Source organism: Streptomyces malaysiense (assembly GCF_000980885.2).
In the GTDB taxonomy this organism is placed as follows: domain Bacteria; phylum Actinomycetota; class Actinomycetes; order Streptomycetales; family Streptomycetaceae; genus Streptomyces; species Streptomyces malaysiense.
This window is the reverse complement of record NZ_LBDA02000081.1, coordinates 1-20915: the sequence shown is the minus strand read 5'-3', so window position 1 is coordinate 20915 and position 20915 is coordinate 1. Positions and strand designations below refer to the sequence as shown.

20 protein-coding genes and 1 pseudogene are annotated in these 20915 nt (G+C 68.9%); 8 read left to right on the top strand and 13 right to left on the bottom strand.

Annotated elements, in window-relative coordinates; all coding sequences use genetic code 11:
- Window positions 1-6: 6 nt before the first annotated feature.
- The 4 genes and pseudogenes from VT52_RS29505 to VT52_RS39105 all read right to left on the bottom strand — a co-directional run.
- Window positions 7-738 (bottom strand): leucine-rich repeat domain-containing protein, encoded by a 732-nt coding sequence (locus tag VT52_RS29505; protein WP_240509923.1) that lies wholly within the window; start codon window positions 736-738, stop codon window positions 7-9.
- On the bottom strand, window positions 735-1271 hold the full coding sequence (locus VT52_RS29500; protein ID WP_046425261.1) for an NADPH-dependent FMN reductase: 537 nt from the start codon (window positions 1269-1271) through the stop codon (window positions 735-737). Before VT52_RS29500 ends, VT52_RS29505 begins: the two co-directional genes overlap by 4 nt.
- Window positions 1272-1540: 269 nt before the next feature.
- Window positions 1541-2269, bottom strand: a complete 729-nt coding sequence (locus tag VT52_RS29495; RefSeq protein WP_046425263.1) for an SDR family oxidoreductase — start codon at window positions 2267-2269, stop codon at window positions 1541-1543.
- Window positions 2270-2368: 99 nt separating this feature from the next.
- A pseudogene (locus tag VT52_RS39105) lies at window positions 2369-2476 on the bottom strand (nitroreductase); the annotation flags it as partial.
- 736 nt (window positions 2477-3212) lie between these two features.
- Between VT52_RS39105 and VT52_RS37670 the strand changes: the two are divergent.
- Complete coding sequence (locus VT52_RS37670; protein ID WP_143070940.1) at window positions 3213-3962, top strand: DUF433 domain-containing protein; 750 nt, start codon at window positions 3213-3215, stop codon at window positions 3960-3962.
- Window positions 3959-4429: a PIN-like domain-containing protein gene (locus VT52_RS29480; protein WP_046425267.1), complete on the top strand. Its 471-nt coding sequence runs from the start codon at window positions 3959-3961 to the stop codon at window positions 4427-4429. Before VT52_RS37670 ends, VT52_RS29480 begins: the two co-directional genes overlap by 4 nt.
- 94 nt (window positions 4430-4523) lie before the next feature.
- Here VT52_RS29480 and VT52_RS29475 read toward each other — a convergent pair whose 3' ends face one another.
- Together VT52_RS29475 and VT52_RS29470 are read right to left on the bottom strand one after the other, a co-directional pair.
- Window positions 4524-5024: an NUDIX domain-containing protein gene (locus tag VT52_RS29475; protein ID WP_046425269.1), complete on the bottom strand. Its 501-nt coding sequence runs from the start codon at window positions 5022-5024 to the stop codon at window positions 4524-4526.
- Window positions 5025-5059: 35 nt separating this feature from the next.
- Window positions 5060-6412 (bottom strand): NsdA family TPR-like regulatory protein, encoded by a 1353-nt coding sequence (locus VT52_RS29470; protein WP_046425271.1) that lies wholly within the window; start codon window positions 6410-6412, stop codon window positions 5060-5062.
- Between the two features lie 226 nt (window positions 6413-6638).
- On the opposite strand from VT52_RS29470, the gene VT52_RS29465 reads away from it, so the two are divergent.
- The 4 genes from VT52_RS29465 to VT52_RS29450 all read left to right on the top strand — a co-directional run bounded on the left by VT52_RS29465 (window position 6639) and on the right by VT52_RS29450 (window position 9686).
- Complete coding sequence (locus tag VT52_RS29465) at window positions 6639-7388, top strand: hypothetical protein (RefSeq protein WP_046425273.1); 750 nt, start codon at window positions 6639-6641, stop codon at window positions 7386-7388.
- Window positions 7389-7471: 83 nt separating this feature from the next.
- Window positions 7472-8383: a phosphotransferase family protein gene (locus VT52_RS29460; RefSeq protein ID WP_046425275.1), complete on the top strand. Its 912-nt coding sequence runs from the start codon at window positions 7472-7474 to the stop codon at window positions 8381-8383.
- Between the two features lies 1 nt (window position 8384).
- Complete coding sequence (locus VT52_RS29455; RefSeq protein ID WP_046425277.1) at window positions 8385-9077, top strand: class I SAM-dependent methyltransferase; 693 nt, start codon at window positions 8385-8387, stop codon at window positions 9075-9077.
- 30 nt (window positions 9078-9107) lie between these two features.
- Entirely contained in the window at window positions 9108-9686 is a 579-nt protein-coding gene (locus tag VT52_RS29450) for an HAD domain-containing protein (protein WP_046425278.1), read from the top strand.
- Window positions 9687-9783: 97 nt separating this feature from the next.
- Here VT52_RS29450 and VT52_RS29445 read toward each other — a convergent pair whose 3' ends face one another.
- From VT52_RS29445 to VT52_RS29425, 5 genes are all read right to left on the bottom strand, one after another.
- On the bottom strand, window positions 9784-11499 hold the full coding sequence (locus tag VT52_RS29445) for a relaxase/mobilization nuclease domain-containing protein (protein ID WP_046425280.1): 1716 nt from the start codon (window positions 11497-11499) through the stop codon (window positions 9784-9786).
- Window positions 11496-12056: a MobC family plasmid mobilization relaxosome protein gene (locus tag VT52_RS29440; RefSeq protein ID WP_046425282.1), complete on the bottom strand. Its 561-nt coding sequence runs from the start codon at window positions 12054-12056 to the stop codon at window positions 11496-11498. Before VT52_RS29440 ends, VT52_RS29445 begins: the two co-directional genes overlap by 4 nt.
- Window positions 12057-12403: 347 nt before the next feature.
- Window positions 12404-13201, bottom strand: coding sequence for a DUF2637 domain-containing protein (locus VT52_RS29435; RefSeq protein WP_079175355.1), 798 nt, complete (start codon window positions 13199-13201; stop codon window positions 12404-12406).
- Window positions 13202-13668: 467 nt separating this feature from the next.
- Window positions 13669-14931 carry a DUF3631 domain-containing protein gene (locus VT52_RS29430; protein ID WP_046425286.1) on the bottom strand — a complete coding sequence of 421 codons (1263 nt, stop codon included), beginning with the start codon at window positions 14929-14931 and terminating at the stop codon, window positions 13669-13671.
- Window positions 14932-15194: 263 nt separating this feature from the next.
- Window positions 15195-15434 (bottom strand): hypothetical protein, encoded by a 240-nt coding sequence (locus tag VT52_RS29425; protein ID WP_046425288.1) that lies wholly within the window; start codon window positions 15432-15434, stop codon window positions 15195-15197.
- A gap of 96 nt (window positions 15435-15530) precedes the next feature.
- Between VT52_RS29425 and VT52_RS29420 the strand changes: the two genes are divergently transcribed.
- Window positions 15531-16217: a helix-turn-helix domain-containing protein gene (locus VT52_RS29420; protein WP_046425291.1), complete on the top strand. Its 687-nt coding sequence runs from the start codon at window positions 15531-15533 to the stop codon at window positions 16215-16217.
- Entirely contained in the window at window positions 16214-17758 is a 1545-nt protein-coding gene (locus VT52_RS29415; RefSeq protein ID WP_046425293.1) for a site-specific integrase, read from the top strand. Before VT52_RS29420 ends, VT52_RS29415 begins: the two co-directional genes overlap by 4 nt.
- A 127-nt stretch (window positions 17759-17885) precedes the next feature.
- On the opposite strand, the gene VT52_RS29410 is transcribed toward VT52_RS29415, so the two are convergent.
- Together VT52_RS29410 and VT52_RS29405 are read right to left on the bottom strand one after the other, a co-directional pair.
- Window positions 17886-20138 carry an NACHT domain-containing protein gene (locus tag VT52_RS29410; RefSeq protein ID WP_079175354.1) on the bottom strand — a complete coding sequence of 751 codons (2253 nt, stop codon included), beginning with the start codon at window positions 20136-20138 and terminating at the stop codon, window positions 17886-17888.
- Entirely contained in the window at window positions 20123-20770 is a 648-nt protein-coding gene (locus VT52_RS29405; protein WP_046425297.1) for a hypothetical protein, read from the bottom strand. Before VT52_RS29405 ends, VT52_RS29410 begins: the two co-directional genes overlap by 16 nt.
- Between the last annotated feature and the right edge of the window lie 145 nt (window positions 20771-20915).

Here is a 20915-nt window from a genome sequence, read left to right as displayed (position 1 = left end):
GCCCGCTCACAGCAGGACGACGCAGCCCCGTCGCTCCAGCTCCGCCGTCAGGGGTGACGTCCGGGGGCAGTCGTTCCAGCGCAGGTCCAGTTTCTCCAGTGCGGGCAGGTCCAGGAGCCAGTCGGGCAGCCGGGTGAGCCGGTTGCCGCGCACGTCCAGCTGCCGCAGCATGGGCAGGCCGGCGAGGCACGGCGGCAGCTCGGTCAGCGCGTTCTCCCGCAGTTCGAGGTGGCGCAGCTCGCGCAGGGCCGCCACGGACGCGGGCAGACCCGCCAGCTCGTTGCCCCGCAGCCAGAGCTCGCGGAGGCCGCCGAGGTCCCCGATGCCGTCGGGCAGCGCGGTCAACCGGTTGTGCCGCGCCCGCAGTTCGACGAGCCCGGCCATCCGGCCGATGCTCTCGGGCAGGGCCGCGAGGGCGTTCTCCCCGACGTTCAGGTATCGCAGCCGGGTCAGCTTCCCCAGCGCCTCCGGCAGCTCGCTGAGCGCGTTGTCGTGCAGGTAGAGGAAGCCGTCGAGTCCGGCCAGCTCCCCGATCTCCGGGGGCACCGAGGTGAGCCGGTTGTGCCCGAGGTCCAGGGTCCGCAGCTCCCGCAGCCGCCCGATACGGCCCGGCAGCGTGGTGAGCCCGTTGTCCGCGAGGACGAGCACCTGGAGCCCGGCGCGCTCCCAGACCGACTCGGGCACCTGGCCCAGCCGCCGCCGCCAGAGATCCAGCACCCGCGCGGAATCCGGCGTCACGCCGCCCCCGCCCCGGCCGCCACCAGCAGGCCCAGCACGTCGCCGACCCGCCGGCGGATCTCCGGGTCGGCGACGGCCCCGTCCTCCCCCACGTCGCCGCGCACCATCGGCACCCGCACACAGGCCGCCTCCACCACGGCCGCCCCGGTGTACCCGAGCACCGTCCGCAAGGTGGCCTCCGCGCCCCGTCCGCGCCCCGGCGCCGCCACATTGACCCAGGCGACCGGCTTGTCGCAGATCTCGGTCCCGCCGACCGTCCAGTCCAGCAGGTTCTTGAACGCGCCCGGCAGGCTCCCGGCGTACTCCGGCGTGCAGATCAGCACCCCGTCCGCCGCGTCGATCGCCGCCCGCAGCCCGGTCACGGCGGGCGGCAGCGGTTCCCGGTCGTCATCGGGATTGAAGTGCGGAAGCCGCCCCAGCCCGTCGTACACGAGGGTCCGTACCCCCGCCTCCGCCGCCACCGCCCGCGCCGTCAGCAGCAGCGCCTCGTTGGTGGACCCGGCCCGCAGGCTCCCGGACAGCAGCAGAATCATCGCCGAACCCCCTGAAGAACGAATGAAGCCCCCAGCTCGAACTGCTCCTGAGCCGGGGGCGATTCCGTATGCCCTGTGGGAATCGAACCCACAACCACTGGATTGTAGGTCTCGGTGGAGGTGTGGTGGGTCGCTCATCGCTCACACAGAAGGGTCTGCCGACCAGCTGGACGTCGGGGGGGTACGAACTCGCGCTCAGGTCGGGAAACCGGCGTCGCCGCCGATACGGACTGGCGGGCCGGGACAGGACGCGCAGAAGGCGGGGGATGTCAGGAGAGCCAGTCGGTGTAGCGGGTGGGAGCGAGGTGGGCTTTCTTGTCGGTGAGGACGTCGCCCTTGACGACGGCGAACATGCCGGCGGTGGGGTCGGTGACGACGGTGCGGTTATCGCCCTTGTGGGACAGGGTGATCCGGCCCAGCTCGTCCAGGTTGAAGATCTCGGGGCCGGCGATGTCGCGGATGCCGTTCAGCGGGGCACCGGCGGCGACCTCCGCGACCGCGGCGGCCACGTCTTCGGAGGCGATGGGCTGGACGGGCGTGGCGGGCAGCCGGACGGTGTCGGCGTCGGCGGTCCAGGACATGGCGGCGTCCATGAACTCCATGAACTGTGTGGCCCGGACGATCGAGTAGGGGATCGTCCCGGCCGCGAGAAGCTGCTCCTGGAGCGCCTTGGCCCGGTAGTAGTCCAGCTCCGGTACTTGTTCCACGCCGACGATCGAGAGGATGACGAAGTGGCCGACGCCGCCCTTGCGGGCCGCCGCCAGGAGGTTGTCCATCGAGGTCCGGAAGAAGGCCAGGGAGGCTTCGTCGAAGGTCGGAGAGTTCGTCAGGTTGACGACGACGTCGGCTCCTGCCACCGCCTCGTCCAGTCCCTGACCGCTGATGATGTCGACTCCGGTGGACTTCGAGTGCGGTACCGCCTCGTGTCCGGCGGCGTTCAGGTTCTCGACGACCTGCGATCCGATCAGTCCGGTACCGCCGATGACTGCGATCTTCATGACATGCCTTTCGTGGGGATCACGTGCGCAATATGGCATATGAACGACTATGTGGACGCAGCACGAAACGGCTCGCCGATCGAGCGACGAGGGACGGCGTCAGTGGCCGTCGACGAACGTGACCGTCTCGCCGAGCGGCGCCCGCCCTATCCGGGGTAGGCCCGCCGTCACGTCTTCGAACCCGATCGACATGCCGCAGAAGAGGACGGCTCCGCCGGCCGCGCCTACCGCGCTCTGCTCGACCCTGGGGGGGGCAGATGGCCCCGGCTGGGCCCCCCGACCCGGCTGGGGCCATCGCATGTCTGCCGTCATCGTCCGCGACTCGGTTGAGCTTCGACTGAGCTAGTGCCGCGGCAGGCAACGTTCGCCCGTCAAGGAGCGGCGTCCGGTGCGTGCTCTCGGCGTGCCGGACGGAAGCCCTCGTACTGGACGTACTCGGGCTTTCGGCCGGTGCGGCGAGAGTGCGTGCAGGGCGTCGTGACGGGGCGGGCGTTGCCTGTTGCGGCACTAGCGATCATGGAACCTACCCGGAACGGACAAGCCCCCAGCTCGAACTACCTCTGAGCTGGGGGCGATCCCGTAGGCCCTGTGGGACTCGAACCCACAACCAATGGATTAAAAGTCCTGGTCGGGGTGTGCCGGGTGGTTCCGGACGCTGCTTCGGTGTCTGGAACCACCTGGTCAGAGCATGTGCGGTGTGATGCGCGGTGCACCTCGTGACGGCTCGTGCCGCGCCGTCCGCTCACGCATCGCTCACGCAAGAAGCTCCGCTGACCAGCCCCTCTTCTTGCTTGCCGCCCCGTTTTCACCGAGGTTCTGATGCGGACACTGCAGGGGGTACCTATGGCCTCCCCCGGACGTGTCCTTCTCAGCTAGTGTGCCAACGCTGTCTGGTCGCTTCTCAACGGGCAGACTAGTGGTGGAGCCGGAGAGGAGGTGGATCATGGCGGACATCGACTTGCTGATCAGCGCATTCCTTGACGCGGACACGCGGTTCACGGTGCCGCTGTATACCCAGGAAGCAGCAGCCCGATACCTGCGCACTCCTTCCTCAACGTTCCGATCATGGGCGCGCGGCTATCGGAACCACTTCCCCGATCGCCCGGATGTCATCGGTGACCCCCTGATCACTTCTCTAGGCAACCCACGAAGTGGTGCGTCCGTTCCATTCATCGGGCTCGCTGAGGGCATGTTCCTCTCCGCATTGAGGGCAGCCAACGTGCCCATGCAGAAGATCCGCCCGGCGCTGGAACTGGTCCGCGAAGAACTGGGTGTCGAACATGCACTGGCATCCAGGCGTCTCTACACAGACGGGGCAGAACTGCTCTACGAAGTCAGCGACCACCTCGACGGCGAAGAGCGCATCGAGCCTCGCAAGGTCATCGTCCTCCGCAACGGGCAGTACGTGTTCCGCGAGGTTGTCGAGCGGTACATGAAGCAGATCAGCTACGACTCCGACGGAGTGGCCGGCTACGCCAACCGAGTCCTACTGCCTGGTTGGGAGGTCGCGGACATCGCGGTGAAACCGGACGTCAACTTCGGGCAACCCTATTTCGTCCACAACGGCACCCCGCTGTCCCTGATCGAGGATGCGCTCACTGAGGGCGTCCCCTGCGAAGAGGCGGCTGCGGCGCAAGGACTGCCCGAGGACCAGGTCGCCGAGGTCGACTACTACCTCCATCTCGCCGGATGAGGGGTCTGCCACCGCTGCGGCTGTTCCTGGACCGCAGCACCAACGGCGACGACTTCGTCAAGGGAGTGAAGCGCCTGTGCCCCGACACGGTGTCCATCGGCGAGAGGTACGGCGTTAGGGCCGCCGAGAATGTCGGAGACGAGACATGGCTGGCAGAGACAGCGGCAGAAGGGCGGATCTGCGTCGGAGCCGACAAGAAGATCCTTTCGAGCTCGCGCCCCACAGAGATCGCCGCAGTCCTCAAGCACCGTGCTCGGTATCTCGTGTACGCGAATAACAACCTCCGGACCGTCGACCAGTTGAGGATCTTCAACGGCCTCCTGCCTGACATTCGCGAGCTGACGGGAACCCCAGGCCCTTGGGCTTACACCATGTCCCAGCACGGGCTGATCCTTACTACCCGTGAGGAACTGGAGCAGCGGCTCATCCGCGCCGCTGAGCGCATGGGCATGCGCCCCCAGGGCTAGCTTGTAGGAGCCCCGCACCGGTGATCAGGACGGCTGTTGCGCGACAGACGGCTCCGGTCCGCCTTGGTGACAACGTCCGTCCAGCAGTCGGCGACTACCTCCATCCGTCAAGCGAAACCTGAGTGCCACCACTCAGATACCGGTGGAGGGCGCTCGCGGTTGTGTCCACGAACTCCTCTGGGATGGCATCGGCATCGACCCAGCAGACCTGAGCGTGCTTGCGAGGTTCGCGGTTCTCCGGTTCGCCGGTCCAGTCGTGCGCGGCGAAGACCACCGTGAGGAAGCCGTTGGGAGCTTCGACGCCCCAAGCGCCATGGATGACGTGGGCGACCTTCAGGGCCTCCGGCTTCACGGTCAGGCCGGTCTCCTCGTACAGCTCGCGTACGGCGGTCTCGGTAATCGGCTCACCGGGTTCGCTCTTGCCGACCGGGAGGTCCCACATGCCCTGGGCGAACTTGGCGTTCTGGCTGCGCTGGAGGAGGACGACGCGGTTGGTGGCCTTGTCGTGGACGATGACGGCGGCGACCAGCAGGGTCATGGATTCGAGGGCGGGCTTGAGGGCTTTGGGGTGGTCGTCGGTTGTCCGCTGAGCCACGGTTGTGTCCCTTCGTCGGCCGGTTGGTGGGCAGCTTAGGCCAGTGCTTCGCGTGTGCGGCGGGCCAGTTCGGCCGCCCCGGGCACCCTGCGGCGCTGGTAGACGGCGAGAGTGGAGCGGAGCGAGGTGATCGCCTTGCGGGTGCGGTCAGAGGTCATGCCCTCCATGAGAGTCAGGGCCTGGGACCAGGCGGCGACGGCCTCGTCGGCGCGGGCCTGTGCTGCGAGGCTGTCCCCGAGGTCGGCGTAGGTGAGGGCGTGGACCCGTTTGTACTTCTCGGGGTCCCAGCGGACCAGGGCGTCGCGGTGTTGTTGCTCGGTGCCTACGTGGTCGGCGAGGTCGGTCAGTGTGCGGGCGGTGTGGCTGGCCACGGTGCCGGCGGCCGGGCCGCTGACGCGGGAGTAACTCGGCTGGGGGCCGTCGTCGCGTAGGAGGGCATCTTCGGCGGCGAGCAGGGCGCGGGCCGCTGCGGGCTTCTCGCCCACAGCGGCGTACGCGCGGGCATGGGTGATGTGAAGCAGCGCCTCGGTCTGGCCGTCGACGTGACCCAGGCCGCGGGTCAGTGCGCCCTCAACGAGGTCGACGCAGTGGTGGGGTTGCTTGAGGCTGAGGGCCTGGTGGGCGAGGGCGCGCATCATCCAGGCGGCGTGGCCGTGCGGGTCGGCTTCGCAGGCGAGTTGGTATCCGACCTGGTAGTAGCGCTGGGCGGCACCTTCCTGGCCGAGATCGTGGTGCTTCCAGCCCGCGAGGTAGGCGAGTTCTGCGACCGCTCCGAAGGCTGCCCGACGTAAGGCTTCGTTCGGGAACCGCCCGCGCAGCATGGGGGCCGCGGTGTCGGCGAGATACGCGGTGACGGTGGTAAGCCCATGACCGCCACCGAGACGCTCGTCGGCCGCGCTGAAAGCCGCGGTGATCTGGTGTACGACGTCCACGTCCTCCGCACCGACCAGGGAGCCACCGCTACGGGCTCGAAGCATGCGGGCAGTGGCTTCGTGGTCATACGCAAGGGGCATGGCCACGCCGGCTGCGGTGAAGGCGGCCACGGCCAGGAAGCGTCGGCGTTCGACGTCGGCACGGCCCAGGTCGGTTGCGGCAAGGACGGGATCAGCCTGCTCGGTCGGTGTCTCGCCTCCGCGGAGACCGATCTCCGTCTCAGTGACCGTGCGGCCTGCTCGCCGGGACAGTGCCTCGGCGAGGTACCGGGCGGTCCGGCCGGTCGGCTGGCGGGTGCCATTCACCCAATGGGAGACAGCCGACTTGTTGGTCTGGAGGGTCTCGCCGTTCTCGGCAGCGATGCGTCGGATGTCCTTCGCCAGCGCCTCGTAGGTGCAGCCCGTCGCCTCGATGGTCTCGCGCAGGCGGGAGTTGGGTTCTCTCTGCGCTGCCACGATCGCCTCCGCTCCGGAGCTGTAAACCGCGTATACCGCCTGGACTGCCTCTCACCGTACCCACTGTGCGTGACGGCGTGTTCACTGAATATCAGCCGCCCGGCACGGTCCGACACCGTGACCAGGCTCCCCCCTTCGGCCGGGCGGCTCCCTGAAGTTCCGTACGCCCCGCTCCGGGCTCAGGCACGCCCGTGCCCGAACCCGGCCGATCAGAGACGGAGACACGGTGACCACCATCGACACCACGGCCATCACGGTCGAGCTACCCCAGGCGTTCGACGAGCGCTGGAGCCGACTGCCGGGCATCCAGGTCGACGGCCGGCGCATCACGATCAACCCGGCCCAGTACTTCTTCCGCTTCGAGTCCAACACCTGGCTCGTCGCCGACTGGGAGCTGGTCAAGTCCCAGCTCCTGGACGTGGCGGAGACCACCGAGAGCGCGGTCGAGCAGCTCGCGCTGGACTTCATCAAGGCCCACGCCGAGTCCACCTCGGACCCCACCCGCGTGCTGTCCACCGCCTACGAGGTGTACGCGTACCTCTTCCGCGACGAGCACCTCGCCGGGCTCGGCCTGCCGCAGATCACCGCCGAGCACCTGCGGATGCTGCGCGAGGCGGCCACGCTGATGGCACTGAACAAGGTCGAGCTGGACGGGCACATTTCCAACGTCGGCCCGTGCTGGTTCTTCCCGGCCGCCACCTCGGTCGTCTTCGACCTGGACGACGAGATGGGCGGGATGCTGGACGAGGTCTACCACGGCGGCTGGTTCAACGAGCACCGCCGCATCGAATCCATCAAGGCCCACGCCGCACTCGGTGGCCGACTCGTGCACGGCTGCCAGTCCGTTCCGGACCAGTCCGGCGGCGTCGTCGCGCCCTACGGTGCGTCGATGACCGCCTTCCGCGACGACCTCGCGGCCTTCAAGGCCGGCTGGATCGAGCAGGTCTACGCCCACCGCGTCAGCCCTGCCGCGTAGCACCAGCACCGCACACCAGGCTCCGGGGCGGGCAGGCACTTCTCGCCCGCCCCGGATGCCCCCACCGCACTGGAGATCCCTTCATGGACGCGACCCTCAACGCCGAACTCCTGGACAACCTGCTGACCCTCGCCAACCAGACCTGCGCATCGCGCGAGGAGGTGCGAATCTGGTCCATGTCCGGCGTCGAACGCCTGACCTTCACCGACGGCAGCACCGCCATCTTCAAGTACGCCAGGAGGCCCTTCGACAGGGAGGACCAGGCACTCCGGCTGGCAAAAACGCTCGGCGTCCCCGTTCCTTCCGTTCACGCCTCCGCAGTCCTGGACGGCTGGCTCGGGATGCTGCTGGAAGACCTCGGCGCTCCCCTCCGCGAAGCCGACGACCTCGACGGCGCCACCGCAGCCATGGTCCTGCACCGCACCCGCACGGCCGCAGCCCTGCCAGTCCTCGACCAGGAACGTCTGCGCGGCCTCCCGACGCGAGCCTTGGAACACCTCAGCCACCTACGGAAGGCCGACCGATGGGACGACACGCACGACATCGAGGACGCTCTCGACGGCATCGCCCAAGCCGCCGAAGCGCGCTCGGCTGGCGCCACGCTCGACCCGTTCGGCTGGGTGCACTCCGAGTTCCACCCCACCAGCCTCCACATCGGCCGGCGCGGCTGGCGGCTGCTGGACTTCGCCCGCTCCTTCACCGGCCCCGGCCTACTCGACCTCGCCAGCTGGCACGGCACCATCGACGACCCCGACCCCGTACGTCTGCGCGTCTTCCTGGAGACGTACGTCAGCGAAGGCGGCACCCCTGACGCCCTCGCCGAGCGCGGCGGGCTTCCGGCCGAGAAGTGGGCGCTGGGCTGGCACCGCATGTGGGCCGTCGAGTGGTTCATGGAGCAGTCCATCCGCTGGATCAACGACCCGGCCATCGACCTCGCCTACATCAAGGCCGTACGCCGCCATCTCACCGATGTTCTCCACCTCCTGGAGGTCTGACGTGCTCGCCCAGGCGTCCCCCTGGTACGTCCACGCGCTCCAGCGCACCACGGCCACCCCCGCCGAGCCCCTGTCCGTCCCCGCGCGGATGGAATGGACCACACGGCCCGGCAGCGGACCCGGCGCCGAGATCCTCGCACCGGATCTGCGCCGCAAGCGACTGCTGGAACTCGGCTGCGGCCCCGGCCACAACGCCGCCCACCTCGCCACCCGCTACGGCGCCCACGTCACCGGCGTCGACCTCGTCGGCCTACAAGTCCGCCGAGCCCGCTCCCACTACGGACGGCTAAACAACCTCACCTTCGTCGCCGGACACGCCCTGCACTACCTGCAAGCCTCCGACGAGCGCTTCGACGCGATCTACTCCGTCTTCGGAGCGATCGGCCTCGTCGCCCCCGAACTGCTGCTCCCGGCCATCGCCCAGCACCTCAAACCCGGATGCACCCTCGCCTTCTCCGTCCCCCACCCCCAGCGGGGCGGCAAGCACCCTTCCGCCGACGACCGGCCCAGCCGCGACTACGTCACCCTCCCCGACCGCACACGCCTGCCCATCGCGCGCTGGGAGTTCGACGCCGTCCGCTGGGAGAAGCACCTCGGACGAGCGGGGCTCTGGCTCGCCTCAGCCCAGGAATTCCACGACGCCCGCCACGGCCTCTGGCCCACCACCCTGCTGATCACCGCGCGCAAGCTCTGACCCCAGCCCCCGGCCCCCTGGGAGAACCCGATGCGCCCGCCCTACCTGCTTCTCGACGTCGACGGCGTCCTCATCCCCTTCCCGGACCCGGAAGGAGCCGGCCCCGACACCCACACGCGCCACGACGTCGTTCCCACCGGCCGGACCGCCGACAACCCGGTCACCATCTGGCTCAACCCAGCCCACGGTCCCCTGCTCATGCACGTGATCCGGACCAGCCTGGTCACCCCCGTCTGGTGCACCAGCTGGCGGCAGGACGCCACCACGCTCATCGGCCCGCTCCTCGGCCTCCCGCCCGTGCCGCACGTCGAGCTGCCGCGTCCGCAGATCACGACCAGCCACCCCAACGGCTACCTGTGGAAACGCGACCACGTCGACGACTGGCTCGGCGACGCGCCCGCCATCTGGATCGACGACGACTTCACCAACCTCGACCACGAGTGGGCCAGGGAGCGCACCGCCCGTGGCCATGTCACCGCCCTGGTCCAGCCGGATCCGCATGTCGGTCTCTTGGCCGAGCACTTGGTCGAGGTTCTGGCTTGTGCCGCCCTGTCGTCCGTCGCGCGGGCTGATGCCTCAGGCTTCTCGTGTGATGCGAAGGTCGCATAGCGAGGAAACCGCAGGAATCGCTGATGCCCTCAGCACCAGGAAGGAGCGAGGGCATCGGACTGACGGCTACGTCATCGGGGCGCAGGCAGTGTTGGCCCTACCGACGCTGCCGGTGATGCTGTTCGGTGGGCGTCGACACCGCAGCTGTGGTCTGGTGGCCAAGGCTCTGAGCGGTGCTGGCCGAGCCTGCGATGGTCGAGCGCCGACGGGCTGCATCGGCGCGGCGGTTGGGTGCCGGGTTTCGGCCTGTGTGCTGAATGCGGGTGATGAGCACGCGGGCGGGCTGGCGGGCGGTGGTTAGCTCGCGCTGGGTGGCGGCTTCCTTGAGGAACTGGTCGGGCTGGTGGCCGCGGGCTTCGGCGTCTGCGAGGACGGTGGCGAGTGCCGGCCAGGCCGGGTCGGTGAGAATCCGCTCGGCGTGGGCGGGAACGGCCGCTCGTACGTCGCTGGCCAGAATGCCACGCACTTGCTCCCTGGCGGGCCGTGCCGCGAGTTCGGTGAGCGTCGGGGTGAGTGCGTGGTCGGCGGCGATCTGGAGGTGCTCGACTGCCTGGCGGGCCGCTTCGGCCTGGTGGGCATGATTCTTCGCTTCGTGCCAGCGTCCGGCGACGATGGTGGCCCAGACGAGTCCGGCGAGCAGCGCGGCGAGTGCGCTGCCGTCGGGGCCGGTGGCGGTGTGGACGATGTCGCGTGCCGCGAGGCGCAGAGCGTGGGCGGCGCGGTCTTCGGCGCGGATCCGGGAGCGCTGGGCTCGAGTGAATGCCTTGGATGCGGCCTGGAGTTCGGCGCGCAGGTTGGCGGTTGCTTTCTGGGCGGTGGCTTCGATCAGTTCGCCGAGGGCGGTGATGTGGGCCTGGGCGCGTGTGTCGTCGACCAGGTCGGTGTGGAGGGTGTCGAGTGCGTCGGTGGTCTGGTGCCAAGGGGTGCTGGGGCGGTTGCGGCGGGCGGTGGGGTGTTCTTCGGGTCGGCTGGATTCGAGGCAGGTCTTGATCTTGGGCAGGGAGAGGTCAGGGGCAATCTTGCCTCCGGGGTGGAAGATCTGTTCGCCGTTCTCGTTGAGGTCGCCGGGGCGGCCGACGGCGTAACCGAGGAGGTCTCCTGACGGGCCGCACCGGGTCTTGACCTCGACGCCGTCGGCTTCGAGGTAGGCGATAAATTCCTCGGCGCCTGTCACGTGGGGGATGGCGGCGCGGATGCGGTCCTGGAGCCATTCGGGACTGGCCTGTTCCCAGCCGAGACGTTCGGCCTTGTGCATCTCGGCCTGGGTGGGCCGGCGGGCACCGGTGCGGTCGCCCTTCTTCAGCTGGCGCAGCCCGTAGTCCTTCTCGATCTCGCGGCAGGCGTCGCCGACGCGCAGGCCGCTGTCGTGGAGTTTGGGGCGGCGGCCGTCTTCGCGGACGGTGGTGGCGAGGATGTGGATGTGGTCGTCGGCGTGGCGTACGGCGATCCAGCGGCAGGCCAGGTCGTCGCCGGCGGGCGCGATGCCGGCGGCCTGGACGATGCCCCGGGCTATCTCGGCCCACTCGGCGTCGGAGAGGTAGCGGTCCTCGGGCGCGGCGCGGACGGGGCAGTGCCAGACGTGGTCGGTGACCTTCCTTCCGAACTCGCTGTTGCGCAGGCGTACGGGCGCGTCGAGGTGGCGGGCGAGGTCGGTGAGGGTGGCGTTCTCGTCGCGGCCGGGGTCGGGCATGCCGAGCATGGCGAATCCGGCCACGATGTGCGGGTCGAGGTGTTCGTCGTGGCGACCGGGGCCGTAGAGGTAGGCGAGCAGGCCGCGGGTGTTGGCTCCGGCCGGTTTGATGGCGGCGATCACGCGGCTGCCTCCGTCTCCGGATCGGCGGGCTGGCGCAGGGCCTCGGCGATCAGCTCCAGCAGGTCGTGGAGCTCGGTCAAGCGCTGGCGAATGTCGGACGGGGTGTAGTCGCTGTTGAGGGCACGGGCGATCTGGTTGACGTTGACGCCGATCCGGTTGAGCTGGCGCAGGACCTGAGCGCGGAAGACGTGGGTGCGGCGGCGGTCCTCGGACAGGGGCAGATTGGCAGTGAACCGTCCGGTGACGAAGGCGAGGACGATGTCGGCGGCGAAACCGGACTCGCCCTTGTAGCCGTGCTGGGTCGCTGCCTCCTGAAGCTGGGTGTGCTCGTCGCCGGTGAAGCGCAGGGGGCCGACTCGGACGACGCGCTTGGTGCCTGTGAAGCGGCGGATCGTGGGCTGCACTTTCTGCACGGCGGGCTCGCCGACTGTGGTCTCGGCGGCACGGACGGGGCGAAGCACTTCACGCTGGGCGGCATGGAGCGTGTCCGGGTCGGGGCTGCCTTCGGCCCCGCCCTCCTGGTCCTGCGCCCCCTGGCGCTGGGCCGTTTCCGCCACCCCCGGGGCGGAGACCCCCGAAGACCGGCCTTGAGTCGGACTCGGGGTACTACTGGCTCCGCCGGGGGCCACCCGTCCGAACGCACGCCGCAGACGGTTCATCAGCGTAGGCGACTTCGCCAGCGGTATCGGCACGTCGTAAGTATCTTGGCGGCGGTGCGGGTCGTGCGTCACGGGCGGTGCTCCAGGAGAGGTAGGGGAAGGCGGGCAGTGCCGCCGGCGGGGCCGGCGGAGTAGGGGCGGTCACTGCCTCGTCCACAGATGTGGATAAGCGGGCGGCGAGTGAGACGGGTGGCCGACTGGCCGGGGTGACCGGAAGAGTTCCGGTCACCCCGTAGGGATTCCGGTCAGCCGCTGTCCGGACCGGTCTCGGCGGCGGCTTCGATCTCGGGCCGGAGGGTGGTCATCACGTCGGTCTGTCGCTCGCTGCTGATCGTCAGGCCCTTGGCCTTGACGGCCTTTCGGAGCAGTGACCGGGTGAGCGTGCCGTGTTCGGCGAGAGTGATCCGGCCGATCTCCACGAGTTCCTCAAGCGTGGCGCCGGGCGGACGGCCACCGCGCGGCCTGCTCTCCGCAACCTCGGAAGGCGGTTCCGTCGGCTCGCCGGGCACGGCGGTCGGCGGCACGGGCTGGGCGGGCTCGGCCGGTGCCTCGGCGAGCGTGGCGGGGGCGGTGACCGGTGGTTCCGGCGCCTGGACCAGTGCGGGATCCGGATGGCCCGCGGGCTGGTCGACGAGCTGGTGGATCTGCCGCATCAGGACACCGAAGGCCAGCAGCGCGGCGGTCGGGGGGACCGCGGCGACCACGTAGTCGAGCAGCGGCACAGTGCCCGCGCTGCGCGTGCCGTTGACCCCGGCCACGTTGAGCGCGATGGAGCCGACCGATCCGGTGGCCGTAAGGGCGATCGCCCACCTGTCGGTCACCCTGCGCAGGCCCGCGCGGAGCATGAGAAGTTCGCCCGCGACGATGAACGCATCCAGGGTCGCCGGCCAGGCCCAGCGGCGAGTGGGAGAGCTGCGCAGCCCGTGCTGGCCGGCGACCTCGGCGAGGTGTGCGTACGACAACCAGAATCCACTGACAGTGAGGGCGACGATGACGACCCCGGCCGCACCGAGCGTGTACCGCTCGATGTCCTTCTTCGTCATCGGCAGCCGTCCTTCGTCGGGACGGTGCCCCCGACGAGTGAATGTCGGTGTAAGGGTGGTGAGGGTCAAGCGGGGTGCTCCTGGGGTTTGGCGGTGTGATCCGTCTTGCCGTCTTGGCCGTTGCAAGCGCAGGTCAGGGCCGGTACGGCAGGGGCGTTGATGTGCCGTACCGGGGTGTTGGGCGTCTTCTAAGGTGGGCGGCCGACCGGCGGCGTCTCGGCGTGTCCCCTGCCGGTCAGGACGGCACTGTCACGTTGTGCGGTCCTGACCGGTGGGGCTTTCACCTGCGGTGATACGGCGAAGACACGTGGGACGGCAGAAGACGGCTTCGGGCGGCGTCCTCCCGACGGCAGCGATCAGCATGATCGTGTTGCCGTCTTGTCCCCGGTTGCCGTCTTGCCTGCATGCCGTTTGACCTGCGGGATCACGGCAGGGACGGCAGGGACGCCCACCTGGGGATGCGAGGGTCAGTCAGTGCTGGGGGCGGCAGGCTCGCCGTTCACTGAGTGAACCGTGGGGCAGTAGCGCCGCCAGGCGTCGAGGAACTTGTTGCGCATGTAGCCCTTGCGCTGGGTTCCGTCGGGGAGGCGAACGTTGCCGGGCCTGATGTCGAACTCTCGGAGCATCGCTGCCAGGTCCTTGGCGTTCAGCCCGTTGCGTCCCCACTCCGCCCAGGGGCTCTCGGCATCCTGCCGGAGCTGGTGGAGTAGTTCGTCCGTGGTAAGGCTGTCGGGCTCGCGCTGGGCTACGAACACCCCGCGGATGTCAGCGAGGATTCGGGCTCCGCCGGGCCGGTCCTCCTCTGCCTCGACCTCTGCGGCGACCATCCGTGCGCACGCCTCTCGGGCGCGACGGGGCCAGGATCCGGCGGCCAGGTCCGCGATGATGACCAACGGCTCCCAGGTGTCGGCGGCCCGGTCCTCCACCGGCATGTCCGGCTCCAGGTCCGCTGCCTCATCCAGCAGCGGCCTCGCCCATGCAGCGATCCGGTCGCGCAGGTCGTGCAGAGCGGGGATGTCGCGTCGGGAGCGGAAGGGCTTGACGCGCTCGCCCTCCGCCCGGCGACGCATACGGATCACCACAGCCCGGTCCATGATCGTGTCGGGCAGGTCACCGATCCCCGCGAGGGCCGCCATGGCGAAGGTGGCGAACCGGTGCGGGGTGTGGTCGTTGCCGACCACCCGCGTGACGTAGCGGTTGCGTTGGTGGCCAGCGTTGAGCAGGCCGCGCATCTCCTCGTTCTTCTCCGCCATCTTCGGCGTGCCGAAGATGGTGTCCGCCTCGTCCACCAGCAGCGTGGGCGGCTCCTCGGTGATCGACCGGAACACCGCAGCCGGTGTGGTGTTGATGGTGAGCATCGGCTCGTGGACCGTCTCGGTCAGCACGTCCAGCAGCCGCGACTTGCCGCACCGCTTCGCCGGCCCCACCACCGCCAGACGCGGCGCGTGCTGCCAGGCCGGCTGCAGATGCGTCGCCGCCACCCACAGCGTCACCGCATCCAGCGCCTCCGGCGAGGGCAGGATCACGAACTTCGCTATCTGCTCACGCAGTTCGTCCAGCAGCGCCGAGCCGACGGTCGGCTCCGGATCCGGCGCCCGGGTCTCGGCCGCCGCGACCGACGCAGCGTGCTCGGGTTCGCCCTGGTCGGGCTTGCCCGGCACCGCGACCGACGGCCATGCGGTGGCAGGGGATACGGGGGTGGAATAGGGCGCGGGGTTCTCAGGTTGCACCAGGTGGCTCCTCTTCTGCGCCGCCGGGCATGCAGGCCCAGCGGCGCGGATCGTTCGTTGGATGCGGGCGACGGGGATTCCCGAGCCTCCGGCGTTGCCGCGCCGGAGGCTCGCTGCGTTCAGAGACTGAACACGCTCTGTGTCCCGAGTCGGGACACTCGCTCGGTGCCCCGAGGGAACACGGACAGTACGTCCACCCCCGGCAACAGTCCAGCGATTCTGTGTCAGCTCAGCGCAGAACCGTCTGCTACGCTGCCGCCCCTTCACGCCGCCAGACTCAGCAGTTCCCACAAGTCCGCGGTCACCACCCGGTAGGCGTTGCCCAGGCGCAGCACCTTGCACGGGTAGGTGCCTCGCTTCGCCAGCTCATAGCCCTTGCTCCGGCCGAGCCCCAGCGCTCGATTGCTCGTGTCCAGGTCAACCGCCACCGGGAGCGCGAGTACCTCCTCCCGACTCATCCCCTTCGAGCCCTTCGAGTCTCCGGCCATCGCGTCGTCGCGCATGCAGTGCGCCCCTTTCCATGCAGCCCTCGGCGAACGCAGTCATCACGTCCGGCTCCAGGCGTCTACCAACCAGGATGGCCAAGCTAATGTGTCTTTATGACACAACGTGGTTTCGATGATGGAAGTGACGAGGACGACGTCCCCGAGTGGGCGGACCGGATCAAGGCCAACGTCGCCGGCGAAGTCCGGCGCAGAAGGAAGGAGATGGGGTGGAGCGCACAGGACCTGGCGGACCGGTGCGAACAGCTCGGACATCCCATCCCGCGCAACGTGATCGCCAACATGGAGTCCGGCCGCCGGGCCAACCTCCCCCTCGCGGACGTCATGGTCCTGGCCGCCGCCCTGGAGACGTACCCGGTCTGCCTGATCTTCCCGGTCGGCTACGTCGAAAAGACCCAGGAACTCCCCTTCCAGCACCTCGCGCCCACCTGGGACGCCCTACGGCGCTTCACCGGCGAGGAAGAAGTGCCCGGCCACGACGCGGGCCTGGTCCCCGACTTCGAACTGCACGCCAGCCTCGTCCGCACCGCTCTCGCCGCCCTCGAAGAGGAAGAACAGGCCCGGTTCGCGGCCAAGACGGCCACCAGCCGCGCCGAGAAGGAAGAAGCCGAGCGCCAGCAGGCCAAGTACGCAGACCAGGCCGTCTCGGCCAAGTACAGGCTCCGCTACCTCCGCCGCGACCTCCGCGAGGAGGGGGCCACCCCACCTCCTCTGCCACCCGCCCTGCGCGACGTCGACCCGCCCGAACCCGATACCGAAACCACCCCGGAGGAACGCCTTTGAAGGGCTCCACCTACCGCCGTTGCTCCTGCCGCGACCCGAAGACCGGCAAGGAACTCGGCGCCTCGTGCCCCAAGCGCAAGGGCCGCAAGCACGGTTACTACTCCATACGCCAGGAGTTGCCACCCCGCGAGAACGGCACCCGCCGCTCCTTCAGCCGCGCCGGCTATGAGTCCCTGAAGGACGCTCAGGCCGACCTCGACCACGTGCGCTCCTTGCTCGCCCTGGCGGACAAGGACGACCCTGACAGCCTCCAGCGCCTCGTCACCATGCTGGAGGAGGTCGCAGCCGAGAAAGCCCCGCTGCCGGCCATCGAGGAGACCCAACGCCGCCTCAGGGCGGGCCTGGCCCTCCGTGGCAGCCTCACCGTCGGCGAGTGGCTCGACCAGTGGTTCGCCGCGAAGAAGCGCCGCAAGACCACGCTCAACGGCTACGCCTCCCACATCCGCGTTCACCTGAAGCCGCACATCGGCCATGTACGCCTCGACCGGCTCAACGTCGGCCACCTCGTGGAGATGTTCGACACGATCGCCGATGAGAACGAGGTGATCGCGGCCGAGAACGAGGCCCGCCGCGAGCAGATCGCCCGCTGCAAGCCGAGCAAGCCCGGACGTCCCGTGGGAGCCGAGCGGAAGCTCCTCGCGGTCGAACGGGCCAAGCTGGCGGAGATGAAGCCGTTCCGGAAGATCACCGGCCCGGCCACCCGGCAGGCGATCCGCCGCACCCTGCGCGCGGCGCTGAACTCCGCGATCGCCCAGCAGCTCATCACCTTCAACCCGGCCTCCCACGTCGAGCTGGAGTCCGGTAGGCGCCCCAAGCCCCTCCTCTGGACCGCGGAGCGGATCCGGCGCTGGCGCGAGACGGGCGAGATCCCCGGCCCGGTCATGGTGTGGACCCCGCAGCAGTTCGGCACCTTCCTCGACGCCGCAGAGGGCGACCGTCTGTACGCGGCCTTCCACCTGATGGGCACCCGTGGCCTCCGGCGCGGTGAGGCGGTCGGCCAGGACTGGCACGAGATCGATCTCGACGCCGGCCTCATCACCCCTGCCAAGGAGATCGTGGTGGACGGCTGGGACCTCTACGAGTCCGAGCCGAAGACGGACGGCAGCGCGAACACGATCGCGCTCGACAGCATGAACATCGCGGTGCTGCGCGAGCACAAGGCCCGCCAGGACAAGGAGCGTGCGGACTGGGGCGGCGCCTGGCAGGACACGGGCAAGGTCTTCACGAAGGAGGACGGCTCCTGGCTTCATCCCGAGACGGTCTCGGAGACCTTCCGCCGCATCCTCGCCACGACCGACCTGCCGCCCGTCACGCTGCGGGACCTGCGCCACGTGGCCGCGACGCTCACGCACGGGGGCGGCGGCGATATCCACACCGTGAAGGAGACGCTCCGGCACTCCACCATCACGCTGACCTCGGACACGTACACGAGCCTGCTCCCGGAGCTGGACCGTGAGATCGCCGAGAAAGCAGCGAAGCTGATCCCCCGGTCGCGTCCGACCGCCAACGATTCATCCGACGAGGGCGCAACCGGTCCGTAGGTCACGGACACATCCGTTCACGCGCGGACCTGAAAACGAAGCAGCGCCCGAGCCAGCCGAAGCCGACCCGGGCGCTTCGTAGCAGGTCAGAGCTATATTCCTCGCCTGCGAAGCTGTCGAAGCAGTCCTAGGCAGCCTCGGTCAGGCGGCTCCAGAAGTCGGCGACGGCATGCGGCACCGAGGCATCCTCGACGAGGCCAGCCAGCAGCGTCTCCGGCAGGACCATCCGTCGGTAGAAGGTCTTGGGCCGACCAGACGTCGCCCGTGGCTCCCGGCGCACCACGCCGGACTCCTCCGCCGCGCGGATCACCCGTTGCCAAACGGGGGTATCGATGACAGAGCCGATGGCGCCGTCGTCGGTGCAGAGCATGTTAGAGCGCGAGTAGTGCCGAGCTAGTTTCTCGACCACCGCCACTACACCGTCGGCGACGTCGCGCGTCCTCACCTCGTCGACATCAGCTCCGAGGCCACAATCCTGGAGCCGCCGCAGGATCGACGAAGCGACGAAGTCCTGCTCGACGCCCTGGCTGCCAGCCACCCGCAATCCGACGAAGTCCGCGGGAGTGACGCCCGTGAAGTCGAGCAGGGTGGTCTCTGGATCGATCACCACCAGGTGCCACGTCACGCCCTGCGCGACGCACGACTCGAACCGGGTGTTGCGCAGGTCGGAACGCTCGAATCGGACATTGGCCAGGGACGCTCCGCGGACCGCGAGGCCCGATGTGTCGGCATCCGCGAACGTCACATTTTGCACCATCAGGTCGGGCTCAGCCGTCCCGCGCAGTCGCAGGACCTCCGCCGCTAGGGTGCCGGCGTTTCGGCCCACCACCTCCGCGAAGGAGTCGTTCGGGTCGACAACCAGAGCGAGCACGGAGAGGATGTCTTGGCCGCTAGTGCCGGACTCAACAATGCCACCGACCGCCGCGCGAGCGGCTTCCACGGGGAGGTTGGCACGGCGCAGGATAGAGGCGGCCTCCTGGCTGCCCCGGTCCAGGGCCTCCTCGACCGGCTTGGCCAGGAAGAAGCCGAAGAACAGGTCGTGTTCGAAGGCGACGGTGCCGGGCTTGGTGCCCAGCATGAGCATGGCGCGGCTAGGCGCGGCGTCGATGAGGTTTTGCTGGGCCTCAGTGGGCAGATCGTGGACCTGGGCAAAGATTGACACCAGGTCGTGGAGGGTAGAGCGGTTAAGTTCGCGGGTCTTCTGGCGCCACATTTCGATGGCGATCTCCTTGAGCAGTTCGACGTACTGCTCACCGCTGAGGTACTGACCGTGCTGACCGACCAGTTTGCTGCTGACCTCGCGCTGAACGTAAGCGTCCACGAGCTGCGCGAGCAGCGGGCGGCCGGTCTCGATGGACTGGTTCTCCGCCTCCATCAGCTCGCAGGTCCGTGCCAGGAACAGCGGCTTGTCCAGCAGCGTGCCTTCCGCATCGGGGCTGTCGCGCAGGGCGCGCACCCGATCTCGGACATCTGGGGAAAAGTGTTGGAGGTAAGCCTCGACCTCGACCGTGCCCCACAGCCGCATCTCTACCGGGACAAGCGACCAAAGCAGGGAGCCGAGTTCCGAGCTGCTGTTGGTTCTGGCGAGGAACTCTTGCTCGTAGTAGACACTGCGGGCAGCAGCGATCACTGAACCACGGCCGTCCAGTTCCTCTATGAAGCCAGCGAGGGAGCCAAACGCCTCCTCATAGCTGCCCTGTCCGCCGATCAGTTCGTCAAAGCCGTCGACAATGAGCCTCAGTCGACCGTGCCGTACCAGCCGGGCCACCGAGTGGTACGTCATCCTGGCCCGTAGGTCCTGAAGTTCGGTCGCCAGCGCCTCGTTGAGTCGCGCTAGCCCGCGGCCCTGAGCGCTGACGTTGAGGTAGAGGTAGTCACTCTCGCCCCGCAGATAGCGGACAGCAGCCTCGTAGGTCAGCTCGGACAGCATCCGCGATTTGCCAGCGCCGGCGTCACCGGTGACAAACACGATCTTCGTTGCTTCGTCCTCGGGCACGGAGGAACGCTCGACAAGCGTCGCAGCATCCTCGTCGGCACCGCCGGAGAGGTGGGCGCGACCCGGGACGTAGCGGTCGCTGCGACGGCGTCCCAGGACCTGGACGATGTTCTTGGCCAGGGCTCGCAGGTCGGCCAGATCTGGTCCGGCAACGAAGGCCGCATAGTCGACGCGCTTGCCATCGTGCTCGACGACCCACTGCTCGCGGGCACGGTCCCAGCTGACCGTCGCCTCGCGTTCATCGAAGTCGTGCGACCAGCGGACGAGAAGCCCGCCGCCCCGAGCCGTGATCTCGGGTTCCGTTCCCGGGTCCACAAAGGTCAGCAGGTCCGCTCGCAATTCATCGGCGAACGCGGTCACATCGGCACTTACCATGTTGGCCATCCTGGTGCGTGACAAATCTCGATGTTCGAATGGCCCGTAAGCCACTGGTCGTTGCAGGACTGGCCTGGGGCGCGCTTGCGGAGCCAAATCATTCTGCGGGTAGGGCGCGCGGCGGCGGCCAGCAGGCCGGGCAACACGTCGTCGTCGTCGCTCACGAGGACGGTCGGCTTACCCTCCAGGCTGTAGCGCAGCGAGTCGGCGACGATCAGGCCATCGACCATCTTCTGTGCAGCCCTAGGCGGACGGCCGGGATCGGCCTCCCGAGCGGTGCGGAAAGTACCCAGGATGCGGGTGCCCGGCTGCCAGGCCGAGGAATGGGCCAGCTCCGGCTCGACCCGCAGGCCATCGCGCCGGGTGCGGAAGTCGGCAAGGAGCGGCAACGCCCATTCCCACTGCCTGGTCGCCCGTCCGTTGCGGAACAGCCACCCCCCGTATAGGCGCAGATGCAGATCGGAGACACTCGGCCAGTGCTGCTTCATGGCTTGGCGCACCACGCGATCTACCGCGTGCAGTCCGTCGTACACGTCTGCGTCCGACCGTGGCGCTGGGCACAGATTACTGAAGTCGACGACGGCGACCGCGGCGGCTGCCTCGTCCTGCCCCGGAACGGCGGCCAAGACGCTGCTTGTCAAAGTCCAGTCTCCCCCCCTGCACACCCGTCGAGGCGGGCCCTGGCCGGGGACACGGCCGCCGCCCGGCGGTTCGAGGGCAGGATAGCGTTCCGCAGACCGGGCATTGGGAGGTCCGAGGCGGCTAGGCCGTGTTTTAGGAAGCGCG

Bases quoted from the DNA above. Each gene is read 5' to 3' on its own strand.
- VT52_RS29500 (WP_046425261.1), bottom strand. From the start codon at position 1,271: ATGATTCTGCTGCTGTCCGGGAGCCTGCGGGCCGGGTCCACCAACGAG.
- VT52_RS29495 (WP_046425263.1), bottom strand. From the start codon at position 2,269: ATGAAGATCGCAGTCATCGGCGGTACCGGACTGATCGGATCGCAGGTC.
- VT52_RS37670 (WP_143070940.1), top strand. From the start codon at position 3,213: ATGGCGGACATCGACTTGCTGATCAGCGCATTCCTTGACGCGGACACG.
- VT52_RS29480 (WP_046425267.1), top strand. From the start codon at position 3,959: ATGAGGGGTCTGCCACCGCTGCGGCTGTTCCTGGACCGCAGCACCAAC.
- VT52_RS29460 (WP_046425275.1), top strand. From the start codon at position 7,472: ATGGACGCGACCCTCAACGCCGAACTCCTGGACAACCTGCTGACCCTC.
- VT52_RS29450 (WP_046425278.1), top strand. From the start codon at position 9,108: ATGCGCCCGCCCTACCTGCTTCTCGACGTCGACGGCGTCCTCATCCCC.
- VT52_RS29435 (WP_079175355.1), bottom strand. From the start codon at position 13,201: ATGACGAAGAAGGACATCGAGCGGTACACGCTCGGTGCGGCCGGGGTC.
- VT52_RS29425 (WP_046425288.1), bottom strand. From the start codon at position 15,434: ATGCGCGACGACGCGATGGCCGGAGACTCGAAGGGCTCGAAGGGGATG.
- VT52_RS29420 (WP_046425291.1), top strand. From the start codon at position 15,531: ATGACACAACGTGGTTTCGATGATGGAAGTGACGAGGACGACGTCCCC.
- VT52_RS29410 (WP_079175354.1), bottom strand. From the start codon at position 20,138: ATGGCCAACATGGTAAGTGCCGATGTGACCGCGTTCGCCGATGAATTG.